This is a genomic window from Streptomyces sp. YPW6 (assembly GCF_018866325.1).
In the GTDB taxonomy this organism is placed as follows: Bacteria; Actinomycetota; Actinomycetes; order Streptomycetales; family Streptomycetaceae; genus Streptomyces.
The window spans coordinates 7,398,007-7,418,436 of sequence record NZ_CP076457.1 but is presented as its reverse complement, the minus strand read 5'-3'; the positions used below and the strand labels follow the sequence as shown (position 1 = coordinate 7,418,436).

The 20,430-nt window shown below is 69.4% G+C and carries 23 protein-coding genes and 1 pseudogene; 10 read left to right on the top strand and 14 right to left on the bottom strand.

All coding sequences use genetic code 11. The annotated features are described in order from the left end of the window. Nucleotides 1-7: 7 nt before the first annotated feature. The 3 genes from KME66_RS32510 (at nucleotide 8) to KME66_RS32500 (ending at nucleotide 2,470) form a co-directional block, all read left to right on the top strand. Complete coding sequence (locus KME66_RS32510; RefSeq protein WP_216328668.1) at nucleotides 8-850, top strand: helix-turn-helix domain-containing protein; 843 nt, start codon at nucleotides 8-10, stop codon at nucleotides 848-850. Between the two features lie 124 nt (nucleotides 851-974). After that, complete coding sequence (locus tag KME66_RS32505; protein ID WP_216328666.1) at nucleotides 975-1,919, top strand: DUF317 domain-containing protein; 945 nt, start codon at nucleotides 975-977, stop codon at nucleotides 1,917-1,919. Between the two features lie 59 nt (nucleotides 1,920-1,978). After that, complete coding sequence (locus KME66_RS32500; RefSeq protein ID WP_216328665.1) at nucleotides 1,979-2,470, top strand: hypothetical protein; 492 nt, start codon at nucleotides 1,979-1,981, stop codon at nucleotides 2,468-2,470. A 4-nt stretch (nucleotides 2,471-2,474) separates the two neighbouring features. Here the strand turns inward: KME66_RS32500 and KME66_RS32495 are convergent, their stop codons facing one another. Further along, nucleotides 2,475-2,765: a hypothetical protein gene (locus KME66_RS32495; protein WP_216328663.1), complete on the bottom strand. Its 291-nt coding sequence runs from the start codon at nucleotides 2,763-2,765 to the stop codon at nucleotides 2,475-2,477. A 215-nt stretch (nucleotides 2,766-2,980) separates the two neighbouring features. Here KME66_RS32495 and KME66_RS32490 point away from each other — a divergent pair, with 215 nt between their 5' ends. The 5 genes and pseudogenes from KME66_RS32490 (at nucleotide 2,981) to istA (ending at nucleotide 6,674) form a co-directional block, all read left to right on the top strand. Next, nucleotides 2,981-3,328: a DUF317 domain-containing protein gene (locus tag KME66_RS32490; protein ID WP_216328661.1), complete on the top strand. Its 348-nt coding sequence runs from the start codon at nucleotides 2,981-2,983 to the stop codon at nucleotides 3,326-3,328. Between the two features lie 111 nt (nucleotides 3,329-3,439). Beyond that, nucleotides 3,440-3,799, top strand: coding sequence for a winged helix-turn-helix domain-containing protein (locus tag KME66_RS32485; protein ID WP_253208537.1), 360 nt, complete (start codon nucleotides 3,440-3,442; stop codon nucleotides 3,797-3,799). 110 nt (nucleotides 3,800-3,909) lie between these two features. Further along, nucleotides 3,910-4,122, top strand: coding sequence for a hypothetical protein (locus KME66_RS32480; protein WP_215103341.1), 213 nt, complete (start codon nucleotides 3,910-3,912; stop codon nucleotides 4,120-4,122). Nucleotides 4,123-4,211: 89 nt separating this feature from the next. Next, nucleotides 4,212-4,541 carry an esterase gene (locus KME66_RS32475; protein WP_216328657.1) on the top strand — a complete coding sequence of 110 codons (330 nt, stop codon included), beginning with the start codon at nucleotides 4,212-4,214 and terminating at the stop codon, nucleotides 4,539-4,541. Between the two features lie 652 nt (nucleotides 4,542-5,193). Continuing rightward, a pseudogene (gene istA / locus KME66_RS34280) lies at nucleotides 5,194-6,674 on the top strand (IS21 family transposase). Here istA and KME66_RS32455 read toward each other — a convergent pair. Further along, complete coding sequence (locus tag KME66_RS32455) at nucleotides 6,654-6,944, bottom strand: hypothetical protein (RefSeq protein ID WP_216328650.1); 291 nt, start codon at nucleotides 6,942-6,944, stop codon at nucleotides 6,654-6,656. The pseudogene istA and the gene KME66_RS32455 sit on opposite strands and share 21 nt — an antisense overlap. A 132-nt stretch (nucleotides 6,945-7,076) precedes the next feature. Between KME66_RS32455 and istB the strand changes: the two genes are divergently transcribed. Next, complete coding sequence (istB, locus tag KME66_RS32450) at nucleotides 7,077-7,868, top strand: IS21-like element helper ATPase IstB (protein ID WP_216329776.1); 792 nt, start codon at nucleotides 7,077-7,079, stop codon at nucleotides 7,866-7,868. 475 nt (nucleotides 7,869-8,343) lie between these two features. Here the strand turns inward: istB and KME66_RS32445 are convergent, their stop codons facing one another. From KME66_RS32445 to KME66_RS32405, 9 genes are all read right to left on the bottom strand, one after another. After that, nucleotides 8,344-8,748 carry a hypothetical protein gene (locus KME66_RS32445; protein WP_216328648.1) on the bottom strand — a complete coding sequence of 135 codons (405 nt, stop codon included), beginning with the start codon at nucleotides 8,746-8,748 and terminating at the stop codon, nucleotides 8,344-8,346. Between the two features lie 106 nt (nucleotides 8,749-8,854). Then, nucleotides 8,855-10,627 carry a relaxase/mobilization nuclease domain-containing protein gene (locus tag KME66_RS32440; protein WP_216328645.1) on the bottom strand — a complete coding sequence of 591 codons (1,773 nt, stop codon included), beginning with the start codon at nucleotides 10,625-10,627 and terminating at the stop codon, nucleotides 8,855-8,857. After that, entirely contained in the window at nucleotides 10,627-11,292 is a 666-nt protein-coding gene (locus tag KME66_RS32435; RefSeq protein WP_216328643.1) for a MobC family plasmid mobilization relaxosome protein, read from the bottom strand. Before KME66_RS32435 ends, KME66_RS32440 begins: the two co-directional genes overlap by 1 nt. Further along, the gene (locus KME66_RS32430; RefSeq protein WP_216328641.1) at nucleotides 11,289-11,513 is read right to left on the bottom strand and encodes a hypothetical protein; all 225 of its coding nucleotides are present in this window, start codon (nucleotides 11,511-11,513) and stop codon (nucleotides 11,289-11,291) included. Before KME66_RS32430 ends, KME66_RS32435 begins: the two co-directional genes overlap by 4 nt. A 102-nt stretch (nucleotides 11,514-11,615) precedes the next feature. Then, nucleotides 11,616-12,677, bottom strand: a complete 1,062-nt coding sequence (locus tag KME66_RS32425; protein ID WP_216328639.1) for a DUF2637 domain-containing protein — start codon at nucleotides 12,675-12,677, stop codon at nucleotides 11,616-11,618. Next, complete coding sequence (locus KME66_RS32420) at nucleotides 12,674-13,240, bottom strand: WhiB family transcriptional regulator (protein WP_216328637.1); 567 nt, start codon at nucleotides 13,238-13,240, stop codon at nucleotides 12,674-12,676. Before KME66_RS32420 ends, KME66_RS32425 begins: the two co-directional genes overlap by 4 nt. A gap of 119 nt (nucleotides 13,241-13,359) precedes the next feature. Continuing rightward, nucleotides 13,360-14,067 carry an ATP-binding protein gene (locus KME66_RS32415; protein WP_216328635.1) on the bottom strand — a complete coding sequence of 236 codons (708 nt, stop codon included), beginning with the start codon at nucleotides 14,065-14,067 and terminating at the stop codon, nucleotides 13,360-13,362. Further along, nucleotides 14,067-15,086 (bottom strand): hypothetical protein, encoded by a 1,020-nt coding sequence (locus KME66_RS32410; protein ID WP_216328634.1) that lies wholly within the window; start codon nucleotides 15,084-15,086, stop codon nucleotides 14,067-14,069. Before KME66_RS32410 ends, KME66_RS32415 begins: the two co-directional genes overlap by 1 nt. A gap of 1 nt (nucleotide 15,087) precedes the next feature. Continuing rightward, a complete protein-coding gene (locus tag KME66_RS32405; protein ID WP_216328632.1) occupies nucleotides 15,088-15,414 on the bottom strand; it encodes a transcriptional regulator in 327 nt (108 codons plus the stop codon). 391 nt (nucleotides 15,415-15,805) lie between these two features. Between KME66_RS32405 and KME66_RS32400 the strand changes: the two genes are divergently transcribed. Then, nucleotides 15,806-16,699 carry a helix-turn-helix domain-containing protein gene (locus tag KME66_RS32400; protein ID WP_216328630.1) on the top strand — a complete coding sequence of 298 codons (894 nt, stop codon included), beginning with the start codon at nucleotides 15,806-15,808 and terminating at the stop codon, nucleotides 16,697-16,699. A gap of 56 nt (nucleotides 16,700-16,755) precedes the next feature. Here the strand turns inward: KME66_RS32400 and KME66_RS32395 are convergent, their stop codons facing one another. The 3 genes from KME66_RS32395 to KME66_RS32385 are packed head-to-tail and all read right to left on the bottom strand — an operon-like array spanning nucleotide 16,756 to nucleotide 19,592. Further along, nucleotides 16,756-17,943: an amidohydrolase family protein gene (locus KME66_RS32395; RefSeq protein ID WP_216328628.1), complete on the bottom strand. Its 1,188-nt coding sequence runs from the start codon at nucleotides 17,941-17,943 to the stop codon at nucleotides 16,756-16,758. Next, entirely contained in the window at nucleotides 17,937-19,085 is a 1,149-nt protein-coding gene (locus tag KME66_RS32390) for an MAB_1171c family putative transporter (RefSeq protein ID WP_216328626.1), read from the bottom strand. Before KME66_RS32390 ends, KME66_RS32395 begins: the two co-directional genes overlap by 7 nt. A 3-nt stretch (nucleotides 19,086-19,088) precedes the next feature. Next, on the bottom strand, nucleotides 19,089-19,592 hold the full coding sequence (locus KME66_RS32385) for a hypothetical protein (RefSeq protein ID WP_253208536.1): 504 nt from the start codon (nucleotides 19,590-19,592) through the stop codon (nucleotides 19,089-19,091). Nucleotides 19,593-20,430 lie beyond the last annotated feature (838 nt).

Sequence of the window (20,430 nt, the reverse complement as noted above, 5' to 3'; positions counted from 1 at the left end):
CGCACTCATGCCCAGCCCCACGCAGCCCCCCGCCTTCTCCTTCGACTCGGTCGACCCTCAGCGCATCGACCACGCGATTGCCCGGATCGGGCCGAAGTGGACCACCTGGTCCACGATGATCCTCGCCCAGGAAAACCGCCCCATGCGGGTGCGCGAGATCTCCGCCCAGCTCCCCTTCGTCGGCGAGCAGTCAGTAAGCCAGCGGCTGATGTACATGCAGGCCGACGGCTTGATCACCCGTTCCGATGTCCGTCGTAGGGGCACCTACCAGCTCAGCGCGCTCGGCGAGTCGCTCGCCCCCGTGCACCGCACCTTGTCGGACTGGTCCCGGGCCCACCTGCCGCTCCAGACGATGGCCGAAGCCGAACGCGTCGAGGACGCTCTGGGCCGTCTAAACCTTCGGCACACGACCGGCGTTATCCAGGCCCTCGGCACTAACGGCCCTCTGCGGTTCAGTCACATCGCCGAGGAGGTCGGCGTGGACCGCCCCTCCGCCCGGCAACGGCTTCTGCGGATGCAGGCCGACGGCCTGGTCGGACGCGCCGGTTCGCACCACGGCGCCCCCTACGTCCTGACCGATGCCGGCCAGTCGCTGGGGGCCGTCTACGCAACCATCGAGCACTGGAGCGAACCCTTCACCGCGCTCAAAACCTCGTCGAGCCCCGTCCACGTCGCGGCGGCCACGCGGACTCACACGAATGTCCCGCTGACGGGGGACGGTGCCCGGACCGCAGCGGCCCTGCGCCGGAGTGCCGCCGCGCCGAACGACCTGTTCAGCCACGCGACGCGGCCCCAGCCGCGGGTGTCGGCGGCTGTCACCGCCCGGTCGGCCCCGGGCCGGGGGCGGTGAGCCGGGTGGTGGTGCTGAGAGCCAGTGCCGTCTCGCCGCTGCTACCGCGTCCGCGTGCGCCGCAGCACTTCACCCTGCCGCGCACGCGGGCGCGTTCCCCTCCTACGTGCCCGGAGTCTCGACCATGAGCGTCCAGCAGCCCAACGACAACTATCTGTACCAGGAGGTACTGGTCAGCCCGATGTACCTGGCAGGTTCCAACGGAGTCGGAGACGCCGGCTTCGCCCCTGTCGCTCACTGGCCGCACCACTACCTCGATGACGGTCCCTGCCAGCTCCTCGTCACGTCGCCCGACCAGAGGATCCGTATCGGCTGGTTCGGCGACGACTTCGAGCTGTGGAAGATCGCCGCATCCGAGGAAGCCGTCTCCTCACCCCGCTGGACAGCGACCTTCAACCATGTCACCCCGGCCGAGATCGTCGCCGGGCTGACCACCGCTCTCGCTCACGACTACGCCGAAGCCGATGCGTATGAGGGCAACGGGCGCTTTCTGGCGAGCCCGTCATACCGCTGGGCCGACGCCGTCCAGCCGCTGACCGATGCCGGCTGGACCCGCCACGGCGGGGCCGAACTCGGCACCGTCGAGATCACCGCCCCGGACGGACAGGCAGGCGTCCTCATCGACAACCGTCTCTCACGTCGTGATGACGAAGCCGTCACCCTCTGGTCGGGCCCACCCGGTTGGGGTACCCGTGCGGAGGCCATCTTCTCGGCCCGTACGCCCACCCACTTGATCGCCGCGACGGCATCCGTCATGGCCGATCCAGCCCCGGTGGTACGCGAGCGCCACCAGATCCACCGTGAGGTGGCACACCTGGTCTCGCTCACCTCTGTCACTCCGAGTACGCCCCAGGTTCCCCGGGCTCCCACTCCCCTCGACGTACGCCGCACTGCTGTCACGCAGGCCGTCCAACGCGCCGCGCGATTCCCCCGGTCGGCCGCCGACCTCCGGGTCATGGCCGCCCGAAGCCGCACGTCGGCTTCGGCCCTGAACCCGTCCGGGAGTCCCGCGCCTGCTCTCGCGGCCAGGCCGTCGGCCAGCGCGTCGACCCCGCGCCGCAGCCGCTGACCCCTGCTCCTCTTCCGGAGCACCGCCTCCACCCCCCTTCGAATACCGGGAGTTCCCCCATGCCCGACGCCACCGCACTCGACCAGGCCACGACCATGATCGAGGAAGCCTGGGGCCGTCCGATCGAAGCTCTGGAGTCGATCGCCGTCCGCCGCCCGACCGACGACCCTCTCCTACGCTCGGCCATGCACATCCGCTCGGCCCTCCTGGTCACCGCCGACAGCTCCGTGGCCGTGCACCAGGAGCGCCTGCACGCCCTCACCCGTCCCGGCCACGCACCGGCCTTCTACGACCTGCAACGGATCACCAGCTCCGCAGCCGACCTTCGCGTCGCCCAAGCCGAAAGCCGTACGGCCCTTCAGGCGATCAGCCATGTGGTCCAGGCGCGTGAAGCCGCCGCGACGGCGGACCGTGCCCCAGCAACCCGGTTGGCGCAGGCCGCTGTTGCCCGCTCCGGGCACGATCAACACGTCCTCGACCAGGTACCGGACCAGGCCGCTCCTCCGGCCGTCGTCGGGCCGCCGGCGCCTGGCCCGGGGCCAGGTCGCTGATCGATCAGTCGTGGTACTCGTCGCGGTGGGCGGCATTGCTCTGGCCCTCCGTGCGCATCCAGATGCTGGAGCCCACCGCGCGGGCCAGCTCCTCCACCGTCAACTCGACGCGATATCCGTCAGCGCTGCGGTCCAGGACCACCTCGCCGTCGTCCCACCGCGCCTCGGGCTGGACGCCGACAGCCCACTGGCCGTCGGCGACCATCGCGATGTCGCCCACCGTCCACGGTCGCCCGGCGGCGCGGACCTTGTGCTCCAGCCCGGTCCCGACCTCGTGTCTGCTCGGCTTCGCCATCCCTGCTCCCCCTTCGGCTCCGTGCGGCCCTTTGCCGCAACCCCAGTACGACAACTCCATTCGCCGTTCCATTCCCGGCGCACGGCCCTGATGGCGTCGGCCAGTTCGCCCACGGCAGACGCCACTTCCTGGGAATCGACTACGTACTCCGCCACACCCCATGTCAACGTACGGGTGTTGGGAAAACCGCAGGTCAACGAAGGGATCGTTCAACCGTGACCACCTCCGCCACCCTCCTGCCCGCCGTCGTCCGCCCGGCCCCGGAAGACCGCTGCTGGCTCTCCTCCGACCACTGCGCCGGTCCTGTTCTCGACCTTCTCGACAGCCTCGGCTGGGCCGTCGTCGACACCCCGGAGGCCAACGTCCACGCAACCAGCCCGGACGGTCACGTCTACGTCGGCTGGCTCCCCGAAGACCCCGCCGCCTGGAAGCGCGACATCGTCTGGCGCGTCCAGGTGCTGCCCGCCGACGGCGCTCCGTGGGTTCAGGAGTTCGGCATCCACACCCCCTCCGAAGCCGTCGCCGGATTCCTCGCCGCCCTCGTCGCCCACTCCTCGCGCTGACCGCCGAACGACCAGAGCGAGCCGACAACGACCCGCCCACCCCGGCAGACCCGCCGAACCTCTTGTTCCTGACCGAAAGGCGTTGAAATGACGTTCCACTCAGATGACCTCGTGAGAATCGCGAGCCACATCGTCGGCTCCGGCACCGCCGTCCTCGCGGCGTACGACGCCATCTCGGGCTCCGGCACGGCCTCGCGCGGTATCCCTCAGGTCTGCTGCGCGGTGTTGCTGCTGTACACCGCCGGGATCTTCCAGGACTATCTCCGCCGCCGCGACACCCGTGTCGTTGCCTGCCTGTCCGAGAACCCCAACGCACCCCTCTCCAAGATCAGTTCCGCTACTGGGCTGAACCACGATCGCGTCGCCAGCTCGCTTCAGCGCCTGATCACCGACGGCCTGGTCATAGCGGACTCCTCCGGTCACCGGGGCCCTGCCGTGGCACGCCAGCGGCGGCGCGACGCCTTCGCATGACGGCGCGCTCCCCACGCCTGTCGCTCCGGATGCCCGTCTACACCTCCACGAGGGCAGAACGTCCCCTCGGCATCCTGCCCCCTCATCCCGTACCGCTCTCGGAGGTCCTCTTGCCCCACTACCTGACCGTCGGACACCTGCTTCGCCAGCTCCAAGACCTGGACCCCGGCCTGCCGATCCGCCTCGCCATCAACCCCGACTTTCCTTTCGCCCACTACCTGGGAGCCGAGATCGTCGTCCGGGACGGCAAAGCGTTCATCGCCGACGACGGACAGGAGGACTACCTCCCGCCCTCCGTCAGCGATGCCCTGGCCTGGGCCTGACTGTCACACGAACCACCTTGGAGGCTCATATCCCGCCGCGATCCCACTCACCGCAGACCCTTCCGCTGCACCGCCTTGCCGTACGCCCGATGCCAGACGACGTGCGCGGTGCGCTCGTCCAACGCGTCTCCGGCCTGCCCGACGGGCCCCTCGACATCTCCTGGCTCGCCGCCGATACCCCGAGACTCCCTCAGGGCAACGTGCGCCTGCACTGGGAGCCCGCCTTCCACACAGGTTGGGACGTCACCGCCCACCTGGGCCTGGCCACCACCGAGGTGCACCTCGCTTCCTGGCCCGCCGCCCCGGACGACTGGCCGCACCTGGTCCGCCCCACCCTCCACGAGGTGCTCGGCCTCTGCGCCGCTCTCTCGGTCGCGACCGCCGCCCTCGACCTCTCGCACCGCCTCGCCCACGTTTGACCGAACCGCAGAAGGCCGCCCCACGCCGATCAGGCAGGGGCGGCCTTGCCGTACGCCCAGCCACCTGATGCGTACTCTCGTCCTGACCGACATGGAGGATCCGATGTCCGACGAAATGCGGTTCTGGGGATATCGAGGCGGCACTGCCCACCGGGGCATCAGCGTCCGCACCGCCCGGAACCGGAACAGCCTGGGCAGCCTGTCTCCCTCTGGCTCAACACCGTCTCCCGCACGAGGGACCTCGTGACCAGGCTGTTCATAGGCTCGGCACTGCTCAGCGCTGCCGGGGCGGTCACCGCCATCGTCGCCGCTGTCCAGGACAACTACGCCGTCTGCAGCGTCGCTCTGTTCGCCGTAGCGTCCGGTGGCATCGGTGCCTACGTCGTCAGCCGGTACCAGGATGCCGCGAACGACCGCGCCGTCCTCCACCGACTACGAGCGTCTCCCCACCAGCCCGTCGACGTTCTCGCGAGCGAACTGGGGCTTCGCCCTGCTGCAGTTCGGCTCAGCATCCACCGCTTGTGTCAGCGGACACGGCAGACTCCCCGCTGGCGGTCAGTTGGCCTCCCCGCTGGTGGACATGAAACCTCCCCGGTGACGGACAGCTGATCTCCCCGCAGACCCACCAAGCCCATCACGCACAGTGGGCATGGTGAAGAGCGATGAGGAGATCATGGAGATTCTTGAGGCGTACGACCTCACTGGGAGTTACCGGAAGGCGGCCGAGCTGGCCGGCTGCGACCACCACACCGTGCGCCGATACGTGCAGCTGCGCGGGCAAGGAGTCGACCCGACCGAGCGGGCGGTGCGGTCGAAGCTGATCGACGACTTCCTGCCGAAGGTCGAGGAACTGGTCGAGCGGTCCCGCGGCAGGGTCGGCGCCGACGCTGTTCACAAGAAGATCGCCGCGATGGGCTTCGGCGGTACCGACCGCACGACCCGGCGGGCCGTCGCGGCGGCGAAGGAGTCCTACCGGGCCGGGAACCGCAGGATCTTCCGGCCGTGGATACCCGAGCCGGCGATGTGGCTGCAGTGGGACTGGGGCGAAGGCCCGCGCATCGACGGCAGACGCAACAGCCTGTGGTGCGCGTGGCTGGCCTGGTCGAGGTTCCGGGTGGTCATCCCGGTTCTCGACATGACCCTGCCGACGGTGGCTGCCTGCCTGGACGCGACGTTCCGCACGCTGGGCGGGGTCCCGACCTACTGCCTGACCGACAACGAGAAGACCGTCACGGTCGAGCATGTGGCCCGGATCGCGGTCCGCAACCCCGAGCGGTGCCGATCGCCCGCTACTACGGCACGGTCGTCAGGTCGTGCATGCCGGCCGACCCGGCCTCGAAGGGAGGGACGGAGGCAACGGTCCGGATCGCGAAGCGGGACCTGGTCCCCACCGCGGTCAACCTCCGGACCGACTACGGCGACTTCGCCGAACTGCAGCAGGCCTGCGAGGACTTCATGGCCGAGGTGAACGGCCGGATCCACCGCGAGACCCGCAGGATCCCGGCCGAGCTGCTGGCCGAGGAGCGGCTGCGGCTGCACCCGGTGCCCGAGCAGCCGTTCACCGCCGCGTTCGGCGAGACCCGCCGGGTCGGCAAGGACTCCACGATCTCGGTCGAGTCGGTCCGCTACTCGGTCCCACACCGGTTCGTCGACGAGCGGGTCTGGGTCCGCTTCCACGGCGACTAGTTGATCGTCACCGCGATGGTGGCGGGCAGTGCGGTCGAGGTCGCCCGCCATCCGCGGTCGATCCCGGGCAGTCCGCGGATCGCGGACGAGCACTATCCCGACGCCCCGCGCGGCGAGCGCACGCCGAAGCCGACGAACCCGGCCGAGGCCCAGTTCCTGGCGATCGGACCCGGGGCGGCGGCCTGGCTGGTCGAGGCCGCGGCGACCGGTGTCCGCCGGATCAGGGCGAAGATGACCGACGCGGTCGCGCTCGCCAAGCTCTACGGCACCGCCGACGTCGACCGCGCGCTCGGCACCGCCGCGACGGTCGGACGGTTCGCCGAGGGCGACCTGCTGTCGCTCCTGGACCACCAGGGTGAGCACGACCACGCAGAGCCGATTCGCCGCAGCGAGACCCACAGCCTGCAGCCGGACACCTCCGCCTGGTCAGGCTTCGGCTCGACCTGAGTCCTCTTCGACCAGGCCGCAGGCGAAGGGGAAAGCCTCCAAGAACTCCCGTCGGCCCGGCTCCGTCTCCGCCTCAGCCAGGTCGGCGAGCACGGTCAGGAACCGGTCGCGCTGGTCCTGCGGCAGCCGCGTCAGCACCCAGCTCACGCTCTCCGTCATCTTCACCGCGGAGTCGGGGTCGACCTCGTCGTCCTCACAGCTGTCGAGGAACCAGACGACGTCGACGACGAGTCCGGCAAGCACAGGCACCAGCGGGTCCGTGTCAGTCATCCGGGCAACCTATCCGACCCCCACGACAGCACCACCACCTCGGCCGACGGGCAGCGCGCGTCGGCCCCGACCTGGAAAGAGCACCGTTTCATGAACGACAGTCCCGCCCAACCGGCCGCGACGCGGCCACGGATGCAAGCACCGGCCTCCGCGGTCGCCGCGACGTCCGGCGCCGCGTTCGACGAGGCGATCGCCCTGACTCGACGGCTGAAGCTGCCGCACATTCGCCGGGCGATGGCCGAGATCGTCCCGACCGCGAAGGCCCAACGCTGGGATCCCGCCGAGATCGTGCGGGCCCTGCTCGCAGAGGAAGCGGCTGGCCGCGACGCAGCCAACCTCCGCACCCGTCGCACCCGCGCGGCCTTCCCGACCGGCAAGACCTTCCACATCTGGTACGAGGAGGCGTCCTCGATTCCGATCCCGACGCAGTCCGCGCTGCGGACCCTGGAGTGGGTCGGGCGGCGCGAGAACCTCTGTGTCGTTGGCCCCTCCGGGACCGGGAAGTCGCACTTCAGCGAGGCGCTCGGCCAGTTGGCGGTCGACGCCGGGATGACGGTCGCCTGGTTCACCATCGAGGACCTCGGGGCCCTGATCCGCCGTCATCGCGTCGATGATTCCGTCTCGAAGGCGATCTCCCGGATCACCCGAACCGATTTGATCATCGTTGACGACATCGGGCTCGTGCCCGTCTCGCCGGACGCCGCCGAGGGCTTCTACCGTCTGGTCGATGCGGCCTACGAGCGGCGGAGTCTGGCGGTCAGCAGCAACCTTCACCCTTCTGGATTCGACGAGATCATGCCCAAGACCCCCGCCACTGCGACCGTCGACCGGCTCCTGCATCACGCCCATGTCGTCGTCACGCAGGGCGACAGCCACCGCCTCGCCGAGGCGACCACCGGACGAGGCGTCGTCCCGCTCGGCTGACCCCCAAGCGGGGAGATCAACTGTCCACCGGGGACTTTCAACGTCCGCCAGTGGGGAGATCAACTGTCCGCGAGCGGGGAACTCCTACTGTCCCTTGACACGCTTGACCAGTTCCGGCGAGCTTCGCTCGAACGCCGGTTCCTCTGAATAGGGGCAGGGTGGGCCTCTAGGCTCAGGGCATGACCGCCTCACCCATGCCATCGCCCCCTTCCCCTCACCGGACAGCGCCGTGCTCCGACTGGTCGTCGGCAACGCCATCGCGTCGGTCAGAAGCGGTGAAGCCTCGGTGGAGGATGCGATTCTGCATGCCGCTGTCCATGGCTGGTACGAGGGCCACATTCAGGGCGAGGACGAGTGCCCTGGCTGCAGCTTCCGGGGTCAGCTACCGAGAGACGGAATCGACAGCTGACCAGTTATGACGAGAAGGGGCGACACCCGTCGGTGTCGCCCCTTCTCGTTATGCGCTCGCGCTCGCCTAGTCGAGGTACGTGCCGGCGAAGGCCCCGTCGAACCCCAAGGCGGCCAGGCCCTGCTCGACGCTGGGGTAGATCGTTCCGTCCGGGATCGCGATCAGGGCGTCGAAGTCGGCGCGGCTGATCTCGGGTTCGAGCCACTGGTTGCTGCAGCGGCAGCAGACCCAGACGTTGCGCCCGTGGTTGATGAGCAGCCAGTCGCGCCGGGCGCGGCAGGCAGTGCACGATACCGGGATCCCGCGAAGGGCGAGTTCGCGAGGGTGGCTGAGGCAGCGCGTCGCGCCGGGGCCGCTGGGCGGCTGCGTCTCGTATGCGAGTTGCAGCAGGGGATCGGTGCCGGCGGGGAGAACCGGCTGCGCGGGTGTCGACTCCGCGGGGCGGTCGGTGGTTCTGAGCACGAGCGTCATCTCCCGTTCGAGGTCCTTCTGTTTCCATCCGTAACAGCCGGTGGAACCGGTTGTCCAGGGACTTCTCGGAGTCCGGCGGGACGATGGCCAGCCCGCCGGATCTTCGTCAGCGGCGTGGTGGGCGGTTTCGTGGAGTGGGGGCGACGGGACGAACTCCGATCGCGGGTGTCGTTCGGTTGCTGGTGCGGTTGGCCGAGGATTTCGGGTTGCTGGTGCTGTCTTTCGGGCGGCGGGGAGTTACGCCCGGGTGGGCGGGGAGCTGAGCGATGCGGCGCAGGCGCCAGACCAGGACGTCATTGACGTCTGTGGCGGTGTCGAGTTCGCGCATGTCGATGGCCTGACGAAGGAGAGCTTCGGGGTCGTGGCCTGCCTGCTCGGCCTGGGCGAGGGTGGCAGCCAGGGCGTCGGCTTTCGCCGGTACACCGTCCTCTCGTACGCCATGGTTCGGTAGGGCGGCGCGAATGGTGGTCTCGTACGCCCGCCGTTGGGCGTCGGGGAGGGCGCGGCCCTGCTCGTGCAGTGTTCGCATCGGGGTGGTGGCGGCCTGTCGATAGGCGGTGCGCAGGTGCTCGGCAGTCTGCCGGGAGGCGTGGGCCTGCTGGGCATGTCCCCGGGCGGAGTGCCAGTGGGCGGCGGCGAGGGTGACCAGGACGAGGGTGGAGAGGAGCATGGCGGTGGTGCCGCCGTCCTCGCCCCGGCCGAGCGCGCCGCCGGCCCGGATGATTCCTCGTGCGGCGGAGCGAAGTGCTCGAGTGTCGGCGCGTTCCGTCTGGACGTGGCTGCGGGTCGCCCGTTCGAAGGTTCGGGCGGCGGCAGCCAGCTCGGTGCGGGTCGCGGCCGGTGAGGTCTGTGCGACGGCGTCGAGAAGTTCTCCGACGCCGACGAGCTGGGCGGCGGCTGCTCCGTCGTCACCCTGGTCGAGGAGGACGGTGGCACGTTCGGCGATGGCGGTGGCGCTGCGTCGTTCTCGGGCAGGTGGGGACGAGTCCGCTCGTCCGCCCGAGGCCGGGGTCGCCGTGTGTTCGACGGTGCCGTCGGCCAGCCTGCGGCGGATCTTGGGGAGGGACAGGTCGGGGGAAAGTTTGGAGCCGGGGTACCAGACCGGTTCGGCGTCGCGGTTGCGGTCGCCGGGCAGGGCGACGTTGTAGCCGAGCGCGTCACCGGATGGGGCGTGGCGCACTTTCACCCGTAGGCCGGCCTCGTGGAGACGGGTGAAGAACTCCTTCTCGTCTTCAGCTCCGGCGAGGGCCCGGCGTACGGCTTCGCGGAGCGTTTCCCGGGCGGTTTCGGGGCGGCCGGTGCGTTCGGCTTTGAACTTCTCGGCGCTGGTGGGGTTCTTCGCTGCGGTGCCGTCTCCGGCGTTGAGGCGGCGCAGGCCCATCTCTTTTTCGATGCGGCGGCATTCGGCCTGGGCCTTATTGAAGTCGTAGTTCAGGCGTGGGTTGCGCAGGTCTCCTCGGACGAGGGTGGCGACGATGTGGATGTGATCTGCCGCGTGGCGTACGGCGATCCACCGGCAGCCGTCGGGATCCCCGTCCGGTGCGATGCCGGTGGCGTGGACGATGCGCTGGGCGACGGCGTTCCACTCCTCGTCGGAGAACCGCCGGTCCCCGGGGGCCGTGCGGACCGAGCAGTGCCAGACGTGCTTGGCGGGCGCTCGGTCTCCGGCCTGCTTGACCCGCAGGTCCAAGGCGGCGGTGAGCCGGGCGAGGGTGATCTTCGGATCGGGATCGGGGCTGGTGTCGCGGCCGGGGTCCGGGGCGAAGCCGTCCCACGAGCCGACGAGGTGAGCGTCGGTGTGCTCCTCCCGTCGCCCGGGGCCGTACAGGTAGACGAGCAGACCGTGGGTCCGGGAGCCGCGTCCGATGTCGGGAACCATCACAGCCGCCTGTTCACCAAGTTGTTCGCCGCGTCGTCGACGCGAGCGAGGAGTCGAAGGAGTGTGCTCAGCGCGTGGTCGAGTTCGCCGGGGCGGGGCTGCCCGCCGGCATTGAGGACGTAGGCGATCTGGTTGATGTTGTTGCCGATCCGGGCCAAGGCCGTTCGTAGGGACGCGAGTTCGTCTATGGCCGTGTCCCAGCGTTCGTTGGTGTGCAGGGCGGTCGAACCGCGGGCGGCGGCGAGGCCGGCACCAGCGAGGAAGCGGGCGACGGTGATGCCGCGCTGCGTGGCAGCGGCGGCGATCTCGGCTTTCTCGGTGTCGGAGAGGCGGGTCGTCGTCTTACGGGTGCGCTCGCTGGCGTTGCGGGTGCGGCGGCGCGGTTTACGGTCGGGGAAGGCGGGCGTGCTCGGGCTCGGCAGCGCACGCTGGTCACCGCACTCGGCTTCTTCCCCCGTGACCGGCGCCCCCTGGTGCCGGTTGCCCGGCTGGTCCCCGTGCGCCCTCGCTCGGGGACCAGCCGGGCTTCCCCCGCCCCTCTGGGCGGGGGCAAGTGCGTACGACGGGCCGTAGGACCGTCGTACGCGATAGCTTGCTCCGCCAGGAGCCGTGGTGGGGTCACGCTGCTGTCCGGCGGTGACCACCGCCGGGTCGTTGGTGTTCACCGGCTCGTCTCCGGGTCCTGCTGCTGGATTTCGCGGACGAGATCCTCGATCCAGTCCATGGCCAGGACCGGGTGGTGGAGGGTCCAGGGCCGGTCATGCTGCTCACGCTGCACGATCCAGGAGGTGTCGGGGCCGGACTGGGCGCGGTGGAGGTGGCCGCGCTGGTGCAGGACGGTCAGCCAGGAGTCGACTTCGGCGGGCGTGGCCGGGTGAATGCGCATCGGGTGCACTCCGCTTCTGCTCGGGGAGAAAGGTGGGGTGGGTGTGCGGAGCGGGTGACCTGCAGGGGCGACCTGCTCGGTCACCCGCTCCGTGGTGTCCGATCAGGTTCGGGCGGAGCTGACCGGCTGTCCGTTCTGCTTGCGGAGCTGGGCCATCAGGGTGGTCAGGGTGTCGCTGGAGAGCGTCATCTGCCGGTCTCGGATTGCCTGTCCGACCACCTTGCGGGTCAGTTTGCCCTCGGCCCTGACCGCTGACCGAGCGATCTTCAGTAGCTCCTCGGTGTCCTGGTCGGATCGCCGGTCACCGGCTGTCCGGGCCTGCCGGTCAGTGACCGACGGGGCGGTGACCGACGGAGTGACCGGCAGGACGGTGGCCGCCCCCCGGCTGTCCTCGTCGCCGGTCGCCGAGGTGGTGTCGTCGGGGCGGTCAGTGACCGGGCGCGCGGTGTCCGGCTGTCCGGGCAGGTCAGCGGCCTCGTGCCGCTGACTCCGGTCACCGGTGACCGGGGCGCTGCTGTCCGCCGAAGCCCTGCCCCCGCTCAGCGACCGGGGGGCAGAGACCGGCTTGTCCAGGGAGAGCGGCTGCCGGTCGGTCCGGGCGGTGACCGGCTGACCGGCCTCCGGCTGCTGACCGACCCGGTCGGTCCGGGTGACCTCTGCGCCGTCGCTCCGGTTGGCCTGACCGAGGTGACCGGCCTGACCGAGGTCCTCGCGATCACTGTCCTTGACCGGCCCCCGGGCGATGAGGATGTAGAGGTGGACGGCTCCGGCCAGGGCCAGCGGGGCGATGGTGGACAGCACCGCGACCACGGTGTCCCCGAGCCGGAGGCCGGTGCCGGCGACCGCGTCCTGGTTGATCCGCACCGCGTGGAGCGCGTTGGCCCAGATGCTGGCGGCGGTGGCCGTGCCGACGAGCGTCCAGACGTAGAGCCGGGCGCGCAGCGGGGCATCGCGCAGGACCAGGAGCGCGCGGACGCCGTAGGCGATGAACCCGTCGATCACCAACGGGAAGACGAAGGTCAACAGGCCCCGGACATGGATGGCGACGGCCATCTGCTGGAGGGCGTCGTACGACAGCGCGCATCCCGCGCCACCCAGGGCGATGACCACCGCGCGGTCCCAGGCGGATATGTGCGCCGTCTTCGGTGTGCTCGTAGTGGTCATGCCGCCGTCCCGAAGTCGTCGCGGACCGGGTGCTCACCGTCGACCGCGGGTGGCAGGGCGGTCTCCTTGGGCTGGTTCAGAGTTCGGTTGCGCTCGGCCCGGCGGATCTCGCGGTATCGCTTCTTGGCGTGCTCCTCGGTGACCTTCAGAAGCCAGGCCAGGCGCTGCTCGCTCACCCCGTGGCGGTAGGCAGCGTGCTCGACCGCGCGGCGCTCGGTATGGGTGAGGTGCACGTCGCGCCCGGCGATGGTGGCGTTGACGCGGCTGTAGTCGAGGCGGCTGGGGAGCTTCTCGTGCAGCGGCCCGCGCTCCTCCTCCGTCAGGCCGCCTCGGATCCCCTCGGTGTCACCTCCTTCGAGAGCGGCGTCCAGGCAGGTTCGGCGGACCGGGCACTGGCCGCACAGGGCCTTGGCCGTGGCGATCTTGGCGGTCTCGTCGGGCTCGGGGAAGAAGACTTCGGGGTCCACCGGGTTGTACTCGGTGCTCTGGCAGACGGCGTCGGCCTGCCAGGTCTGGTCGCCGAGCTGACGGTGGTGGACAGGGCTGTTCGTCGTGCTGGTCATGCGGGTTGCTCCGATCGCTCTCCGCGCGCAGGGGCGTCGGCGGAGAGGTGCGCTGGTCGTGAAGTTGCTCGTGGCGGCGCGCAGAGGGGCGCGGCCCGGACGTGGTGACCTGCGGCAGGTCAGGCTGCTGCGCGGTAGCGTCTGCGGTCGAGCGGCTCGAACTCGACCCGGGTGGTCATCTCCGCGAGTCGGGAGGCAACGCGGTCACCGAGGTAGGAGCGGAGGTCCTTGATCGCCAGGTTGGTGGTGATCAAGGTCGGGAGCATGAGGTTGTACCGGCGGTTGATCAGCCGGTACGTGATCTCCTCGACCCACTCGCTCGCCTTGGCCGCGCCGAGGTCATCGATGATCAGCAGCGGGCACCGGCTGACGGCCGCCAGCTCCCGCTCACTGTCCACCCCGGGCCGGGGGCGGAGATCGGCGTACAGGTCGGCAGCGGTGCTCGCGCGCCAGCGCACGCCGACCCCGTTCCGCACCAGCGCTCGGACCGCGCCGTACGCCTGATGCGTCTTGCCCGCGCCGACGACTCCGGCCATCAGGAGGCTGGGCCCGGTGGTGACTTGCCGCCGGGCTCCCCGGCTGGGGGCGACGGCCGCCTCGGTCACCTTCCCGACCCAGTCCAGGACCATCGGGTGGTCGGCGGCAGCCGTCTGGTAGCGCGGGGGCATCCCGGCCAGGAGGGCGTCGAGCGGGGAGAACGGCTCGGGGTCGTCGGGGAGCGCGGCGGCGGCGGCCGGGTCGATGTTGCGGGCGGCCAGGATCCGGGCCATGCGCTCCAGGGTGCCTTCGTTGCCCAGGAGCTGGGGTTCGCGGTGATGGGTGTGCATCACAGCTCCTCGGCGTAGGCGGCGGAAGCGTTGGCCGGGTTGGTCCACGCCTGGTGAGCGGGCACGTTAGGCCGGATTCCCGGCCGCGCCAAGCCGCCGGGGCGAGCGTTCATTGCCTCGTTGACCATGCTGGTCAGCACGCTCGGGTGCCTCGGGTTGGCCGCGAAGTTCGCCAGCCCGGCCCGGATGTGTCCCGGAGCGATGCCCTCGTCAAGGAGCTTCTTGGTGATCCGCCCGAGGTGTCCGATCACGTCGTTCGGGGGGCGCTGGTCGCACCCGGCGACGTACTCGCCGACGAGGTCCTTGGCGGAGACGCTGGGTGCGGGCGCTGTGCGCCCCGTAGGGACAAGAGATCCAGGATCCAAGATCCTAGATCCAGGCGCCGAGCCTTCGGAGAGGCTTCGGGCAAGGTTCGGGGAGTCCTCGGAGAATCCCGTCTGACCTGCACTCTTAGCATCAGCTCGCCCCGCTGTGCCGATCGCGCCGCCGGCAGCCTCCTCCCGGTCGGCGACGGACTCGTCTGCGTGGCCCGACGTCTGGGAGGCGGGTACGGCAGGCAGATCGAGGGCTCGGGGAGACCTCCCGGAGGTCTCGGAGAGTCCTCGGGGAGCCGTGTGCGAGCCCTCGGTCCGCCGGGTGCAGGAGCCCTTGCACGGTGCGCACCGGTCGGCAGCCTGGTGCTGCGGGCACGAGGGCAGGCGCGACTGGCTCGCCTTGTCGATCTTCTGGTGCTCGGACCAGGTCACGATGTGGAGGTAGCGGCGGCCGTCGCATCCGGTGTACCGGCAGATCAGTCCGGCGTTCGCGAGCTGGTGAAGGTCGTCTTCGACGTGGACCGAGGTGTGCTCGGCGCGCAAGGGCCAGAGGAGCCCTGCGATGATCGCGGCGTTGTCCCGGTGGCGACCGTGGTCGTCGGCCTGGGTGAGCATGCCGAAGAAGGTCCGCTCGGCCGTCACGGTCACTTCGGCGAGTGACTCGGAGGTGAACGCCTCCGGCTTGATGGTTCGGATCCTGGGCATGTCAGCGGACCCGCTCGGCGGCGATCGAGTCGCTGCGGGTGAGGGTGACGTCGGCGAGGCGGAAGGTGTGCGGGCAGGTCCAGTCCTCGTCCGGCCAGACCCTCATGATCCAGCGGGCGGCGACCCTGGATGTCGTCCGGCCCAGCTCCATCGACCGACCGGCCTCGTCCTGCACGATCGTGTGCGGGTGGGGCCACACCTGCGCCGGGTCGGTGAGGCTGACCCGGATGGCGGCTGCGCCCGGGATCATGTCGGCGAGTTGGGCGGCGAGGCGGTGTCGGCGGCTGATGTCCGGGCAGGCCGGGATTCCGCTCGGCATGGCAGGCATGCGATACTCCGTGGTTTGTAGGAGCGCGGTGCGGTGGTTCTCGTGCAAAAGCCCCGCCGCCCGCGAGATGTGAATCGGCGCCCTTCGGGGTGCCGGCCCGGCGCTTGGGAGCTGGTAACTCCCGGGCGCCGGTTCTTCGTTGCTTCGTCGCGTTACGGGCCCTTGGCGTGCATCCCCTGCCCCCTCCCTGACCCGCGTTCGGTCGGCACCCCCTCTTGCCGGGCACGCCGAAGGAGGTGTTCTCCTCCTCAGCCTCACACCCTCGGCAGGCACGCAGCCTGACCGGGAGGGATGCACGGCACCCCGTTTTTCGGTAGTCTGAAGCTATCCCGGTTCGCACGAAAGGTCAACGAGCCGATAGTTCTTCGACTCGCACGAAAAAGAGGTCTCGATGTCAGCTCGCCACTTCGACAGAACAGTGGTGCGCGCCGTACGACGGGCTGCAGAGATCCCGCAGGCCGAGGTGGGGGCTGCCGTCGACGCTGCGGACTCAACCGTGGCGGGGTGGGAGTTGGGCTCAAGCGTCCCGGACCAGGAGAAGCTGCCGGGCATCGCGCGCGTACTCCGGAAACCGTTGGATGAGCTGTTCCCCCGTAAAGGCGCGCCCGACCTGATCGACCTGCGGTGCGACGCGGGCCTCTACCGGTACGAGGTGGCGAGGTTCATCGGCACGAAGAGCGACGGCCCGGTGGCTGCGGCCGAGAACGGCGTACGGCGGCTCAAGGAGAAGTACGTGCCGAAGCTGGCAGCGGCGTACGGCGTATCGGAGAAGGCGCTGGAGCAAGCTCAGGAGCGCTCGTTCGGAAACATCGTCGAAGAGGACGGGGACGAGAGCGTCGCTGCGGCCGAGGCCGACGAGCATCCTCGTGCTCTCGGGGAGAAGATCAGCTTCCTACTGGAACACTCCTACCCGGCGGGCGCAGTTCCGGGAGATGGAGAAATCGCAGAGGCGGTGAACCGGCATGCAGGGGCGGAGGTTGTCACGGCCAAGGAGGTCGAGGCCCTCCGAACAGGTGCCGGTGACGCCGACGGCCCGGACCCCGTTGTCCTGGAGGGCCTTGCCGAGTTCTTCGGCGTCGAGCGCATGTACTTCGAGCCGGACGAGGCCGTCACCCGTCAGGTGTACCAGGGGATTCGTGTGTTGCTCGCATCCCGGAACGGGACGATCGGACGGGTTCGGGCTCGTGGCCTCGGCCCGGAGGGTCTGTCGCCCGAGGTTCTCTCGCTCCTGACGGACCTGCAGGCCGAGTTCGAGAAACAGGTCGGCTCCACGGACGACGAGTAGGGCCCTGCCCTCCGGGCCTCCGGAGGCTCCAGAGGGCAGGGCTCGGTCAGCCCCGACTACTCGACTGGTGCCTTCGGATCGTGCCGCCGACCGGAGGCGAATACGGCCGTGACGTTCTTGAGGGCGTCGAGATCCGAGAGCGGGTCTCCCCCGACAGCGATGAGATCCGCGCGGTAGCCCGGAGCGATACGGCCGGTTGTGGAGCCGAGCCCGAGGGCCGTGGCTGCGGCGGTTGTCGCCATGTTGATGATCTCGGCGTTCGCCAGGCCGAGGTGGGCGTAGAACGAGAGGGCCGGCACCAGGCCGTTGAAGGTGGCACGCTGCACTCCGGCGTCCGTGCCGGCGACCAGCTTCACACCCGCGTCTGCCATCTGACGTACCAGGTCGAACATCCCGGCGGCGCGCTCCTCGCCGAAGATCGCGGGGAGCATCCGCCAGTGAGGGCTTACCGCTGGGCAGACGGTGATGTCGCGGTCGATGATCTGCTGCACCACGTCCCGGCGGAAGTCGAGGCCGTCGCCGGTCATCCACGTGCAGTGCTCGATGGTGTCCACTCCGGCCTCCACGGCTGCGGCGATGCCGTCGGCTCCGTGTGCGTGGGCCGCGACGGGGACGCCTGCCGCGTGAGCCTCATCTACGAGAAGGCGCAGTTCCGTTTCGGAGAACTGGGATTGGTGACTTGCGGGCCCGCCCCGGGTGAGGCCGCCGCCAGTGACCATGCACTTGATGACCCCAGCACCTCGTTCGAGGTTGAGACGGATGAGGGCGCGGATCTCGGCTTCGCCCGAGACCTCACCCCCGAGGAAATGGCAGTGCCCGCCGGGGGTGGTCAGGGGCGTGCCTGCGGAGACGATCCTCGGTCCTGGCGTGCGCTGGTCGGCGATCTCCGAATCCAGGCGAAGTGCCAGTCCGTTCCGGTCTCCGAGGTCACGGGCCGTGGTGACGCCGCTGAGCAGCAGTTCCTCCGCGCGGCGGCGCATGTCCGCGAGCAGGGCCTCATCGGTCGAGGTCTGGAGAGCGGATACCGGGTCGGGGCCCCCGTCGAAGACGAGGTGTACGTGGGCGTCGATCAAGCCGGGCAGAAGCGTGCCGTCGAACACCGACCGCGGCACGTCGGCGGCGGTCTGCTCCTCGATCTCCTTGCGCGGCCCCACAGCCACGATCGAGTCGCTCTCGATCAGGACGGCGCCGTCGTCCAGATACGTGCCCGTGTCGACGAGCACACGTCGTCCGCTGATCAGCATGGTGCCTCCTTGATCGTGAGGGGGGTCGCGCGGTCTGTCACCAGCGCGTCGGACACCGCAATCAGTTGTTTCACATCTGCCGCTCGATCGCTCCCCAGCGTCATGGCGAGGGGGACCGCCCGGCGGGGCACGGGGGCCCCTTCCTTGACCCGGGCAGAAGCCCGCCGTAGCCGAGCTGCCAGCTCATCCGAGTCGACATCGGGCGCTGGGATGCCGGTGCCGTCCACCAGGAGGTACGGGCTGATGGCGACCAGGCCGTCTCGGATCTCCACGATGCGGCGGTGGTAGCGGCGGTGGACTCCCCGAGCGCGTCGTCGGTCGTGGGCGGACGAGGACGCCGGCGGTAGAACGTTGTCGGGGAACGCCTCGGCCAACAACTCCCAGAGGGCGGCGAGGCGGCGGTAATCACGTCGGTGCTGGAGCCAGAGTTTCGAAGAAGATATTCGGGCGCGGACCCCCGAGTAGGTGATCCCGGCCGTGAACAGAAGGATGGATGCGACCAACAGGAACGCGACCGCAGCCATCAGACGCTGGGGTACCTCGATGTCCGCCCAGCGGACGGCCACGATGACAGCCCTGATCGCGCAGGCCACGGCCATCGCGCCCAGACCAACAGCCGCCATCCACAGTCCTGTTGCGTGGGGGCGACGGGACATTCGGGCGTAGGTGCGGGTCCACCTGGCGGCGATGCCCAGGACGTACGTCAGGTAACACCCGGCTCCGCCGTAGAAGACAGCGATCTGCGGAACCGTCATGTCCGCGGTGCTGAAACTGCCGGCGAAGACCTCGTGCGGCACCGATACGGCAGCCAGGGTGATGACCACCACGACGGCCACGACGGCGACCGCCTCCTTGTTCGCCCTGCGACGGCTCGCCTCCTCGTCAGCCGCAGAGTAGAGGTAGAAACACATCAGGAAGTACATCGAGACGAGCAGCAGCACGTTCTGGACCAATTTTGTCGCCCCGTGCCCCGCAACCGTGTCGACGCCGGTCGCGCCTCCCGGCATAGCGATGGGGTAGGAAAGCGTGGCGCAGAGGAGGCAGAGGGTCACCGACCGCAAAGGTGCGTCGTGGGGGGTTCGCCACAGCTTGCAGAGCTTCCAGGCAAGGGCGCCCACGAGCCCCAGGAGTAGCAGTTCCACGGGTTACAGCCATCCTCGCCGGTCTCCGAGGGCCGACTGCACACGCCGCAGAGACGGGTCCTCCGAGAGGGGCGTCGAGTCGTCCAGCACTGACGCCCACTCCAGGACGATCGTCGCCGCGAGTTCGACGGAGCACTCCTCGCCGTCGTCGTACGAGCAACGACGCGCGACGCGCTTGATCGTCTTGGGGTCGAATACCGGGAGCATGGCGGCCCAGCCCTCCACGAGGACGGCCGACTCTTCTTCGGGATCGAGCACGGGGGGCTGCTCCGCCGCTTCGGCCGGCGCCTGCTCGGCGTCCTCGGCCTCCGCCACGAGAATGTGTCCTATCTCGTGGAGCTTGATGTGATCTTGATGCAGGCGGGTCGTCTCCTGCTGGTACAAGATCACGTCGTAGTCGTCGTACTCGACCCACATCCCCGTCGGTCCTGGCTTCGGCAGCGGTGCCTCCCGCAGGTAGAGGGGCCGACCACGCCGACGGCTGAGCGCCTTGCACAGCTCCTCCACGTCCAGCGGTGGATGAATACCGAGGTCTCGAAGTTCCCGACGTAGGAAGCGATGCAGGTCCTTTTCCACCGCCCGACGGCGGCCCGGTCCTCTTCGGGGCTCTCCGCCCCGGGTCGGACCCGTGGGCTCAGTGCGAAGGATCTTCCCAGACCACATGACAAATCCCTTCTACCGTTTAGCTCCCCCCGAGCTAGGCGCGACCGCGCCGCTGACTCTCAGTTCCCTCCGCGTTGGCCCGGCGAGCGGAGTTGCCCTTCGGCTGCATCCAGCGCGACACCGCCGCAGCCCAGCAAGGGCCTAAACCGCATCGACGCATCATGTCGCTCTAGCGAATGAGCAACGCATTCGCCACTCGCCTCGCCGAGGCTTCGGGAACTTCTTGGACGGTACGCGAAAGGTTGGGCAGAGATTGACCGAAAACTCAGCAGCGGTCGGTTCAGCGAGGACATTCGCGCTTCGGTCAAAATGCACAAAAAGTCCATGAGGGCCTGCCGATCACCCCCTGACGTGCGCTTTCACCTGTCACTGCCGAGCGCGCACCCCCAGGGACTGATCGGTCACCCCGTTGTCAATCCGAGATACGTCACACCAGAACCCGACATGCGGTCGGTTACAAGTAACGCAAATGGCCCAAGTGATCACACGCGGATAGCCTCACCATGAGGCATAAGGCGTTAACCGGGCTAACCGCCCGAACAGACGTGATCCAGCCAGCCTCTTGACTTCGATGGGCGGTCCGGGAGGAAGCGTCAGACGATCGACTCGCCGCCCAGCGTTCCGCCGAACACCGCCGATCCGTCCGTCACCAGTCGCAAACTTCGCCGAGCGGAGGCTCGTG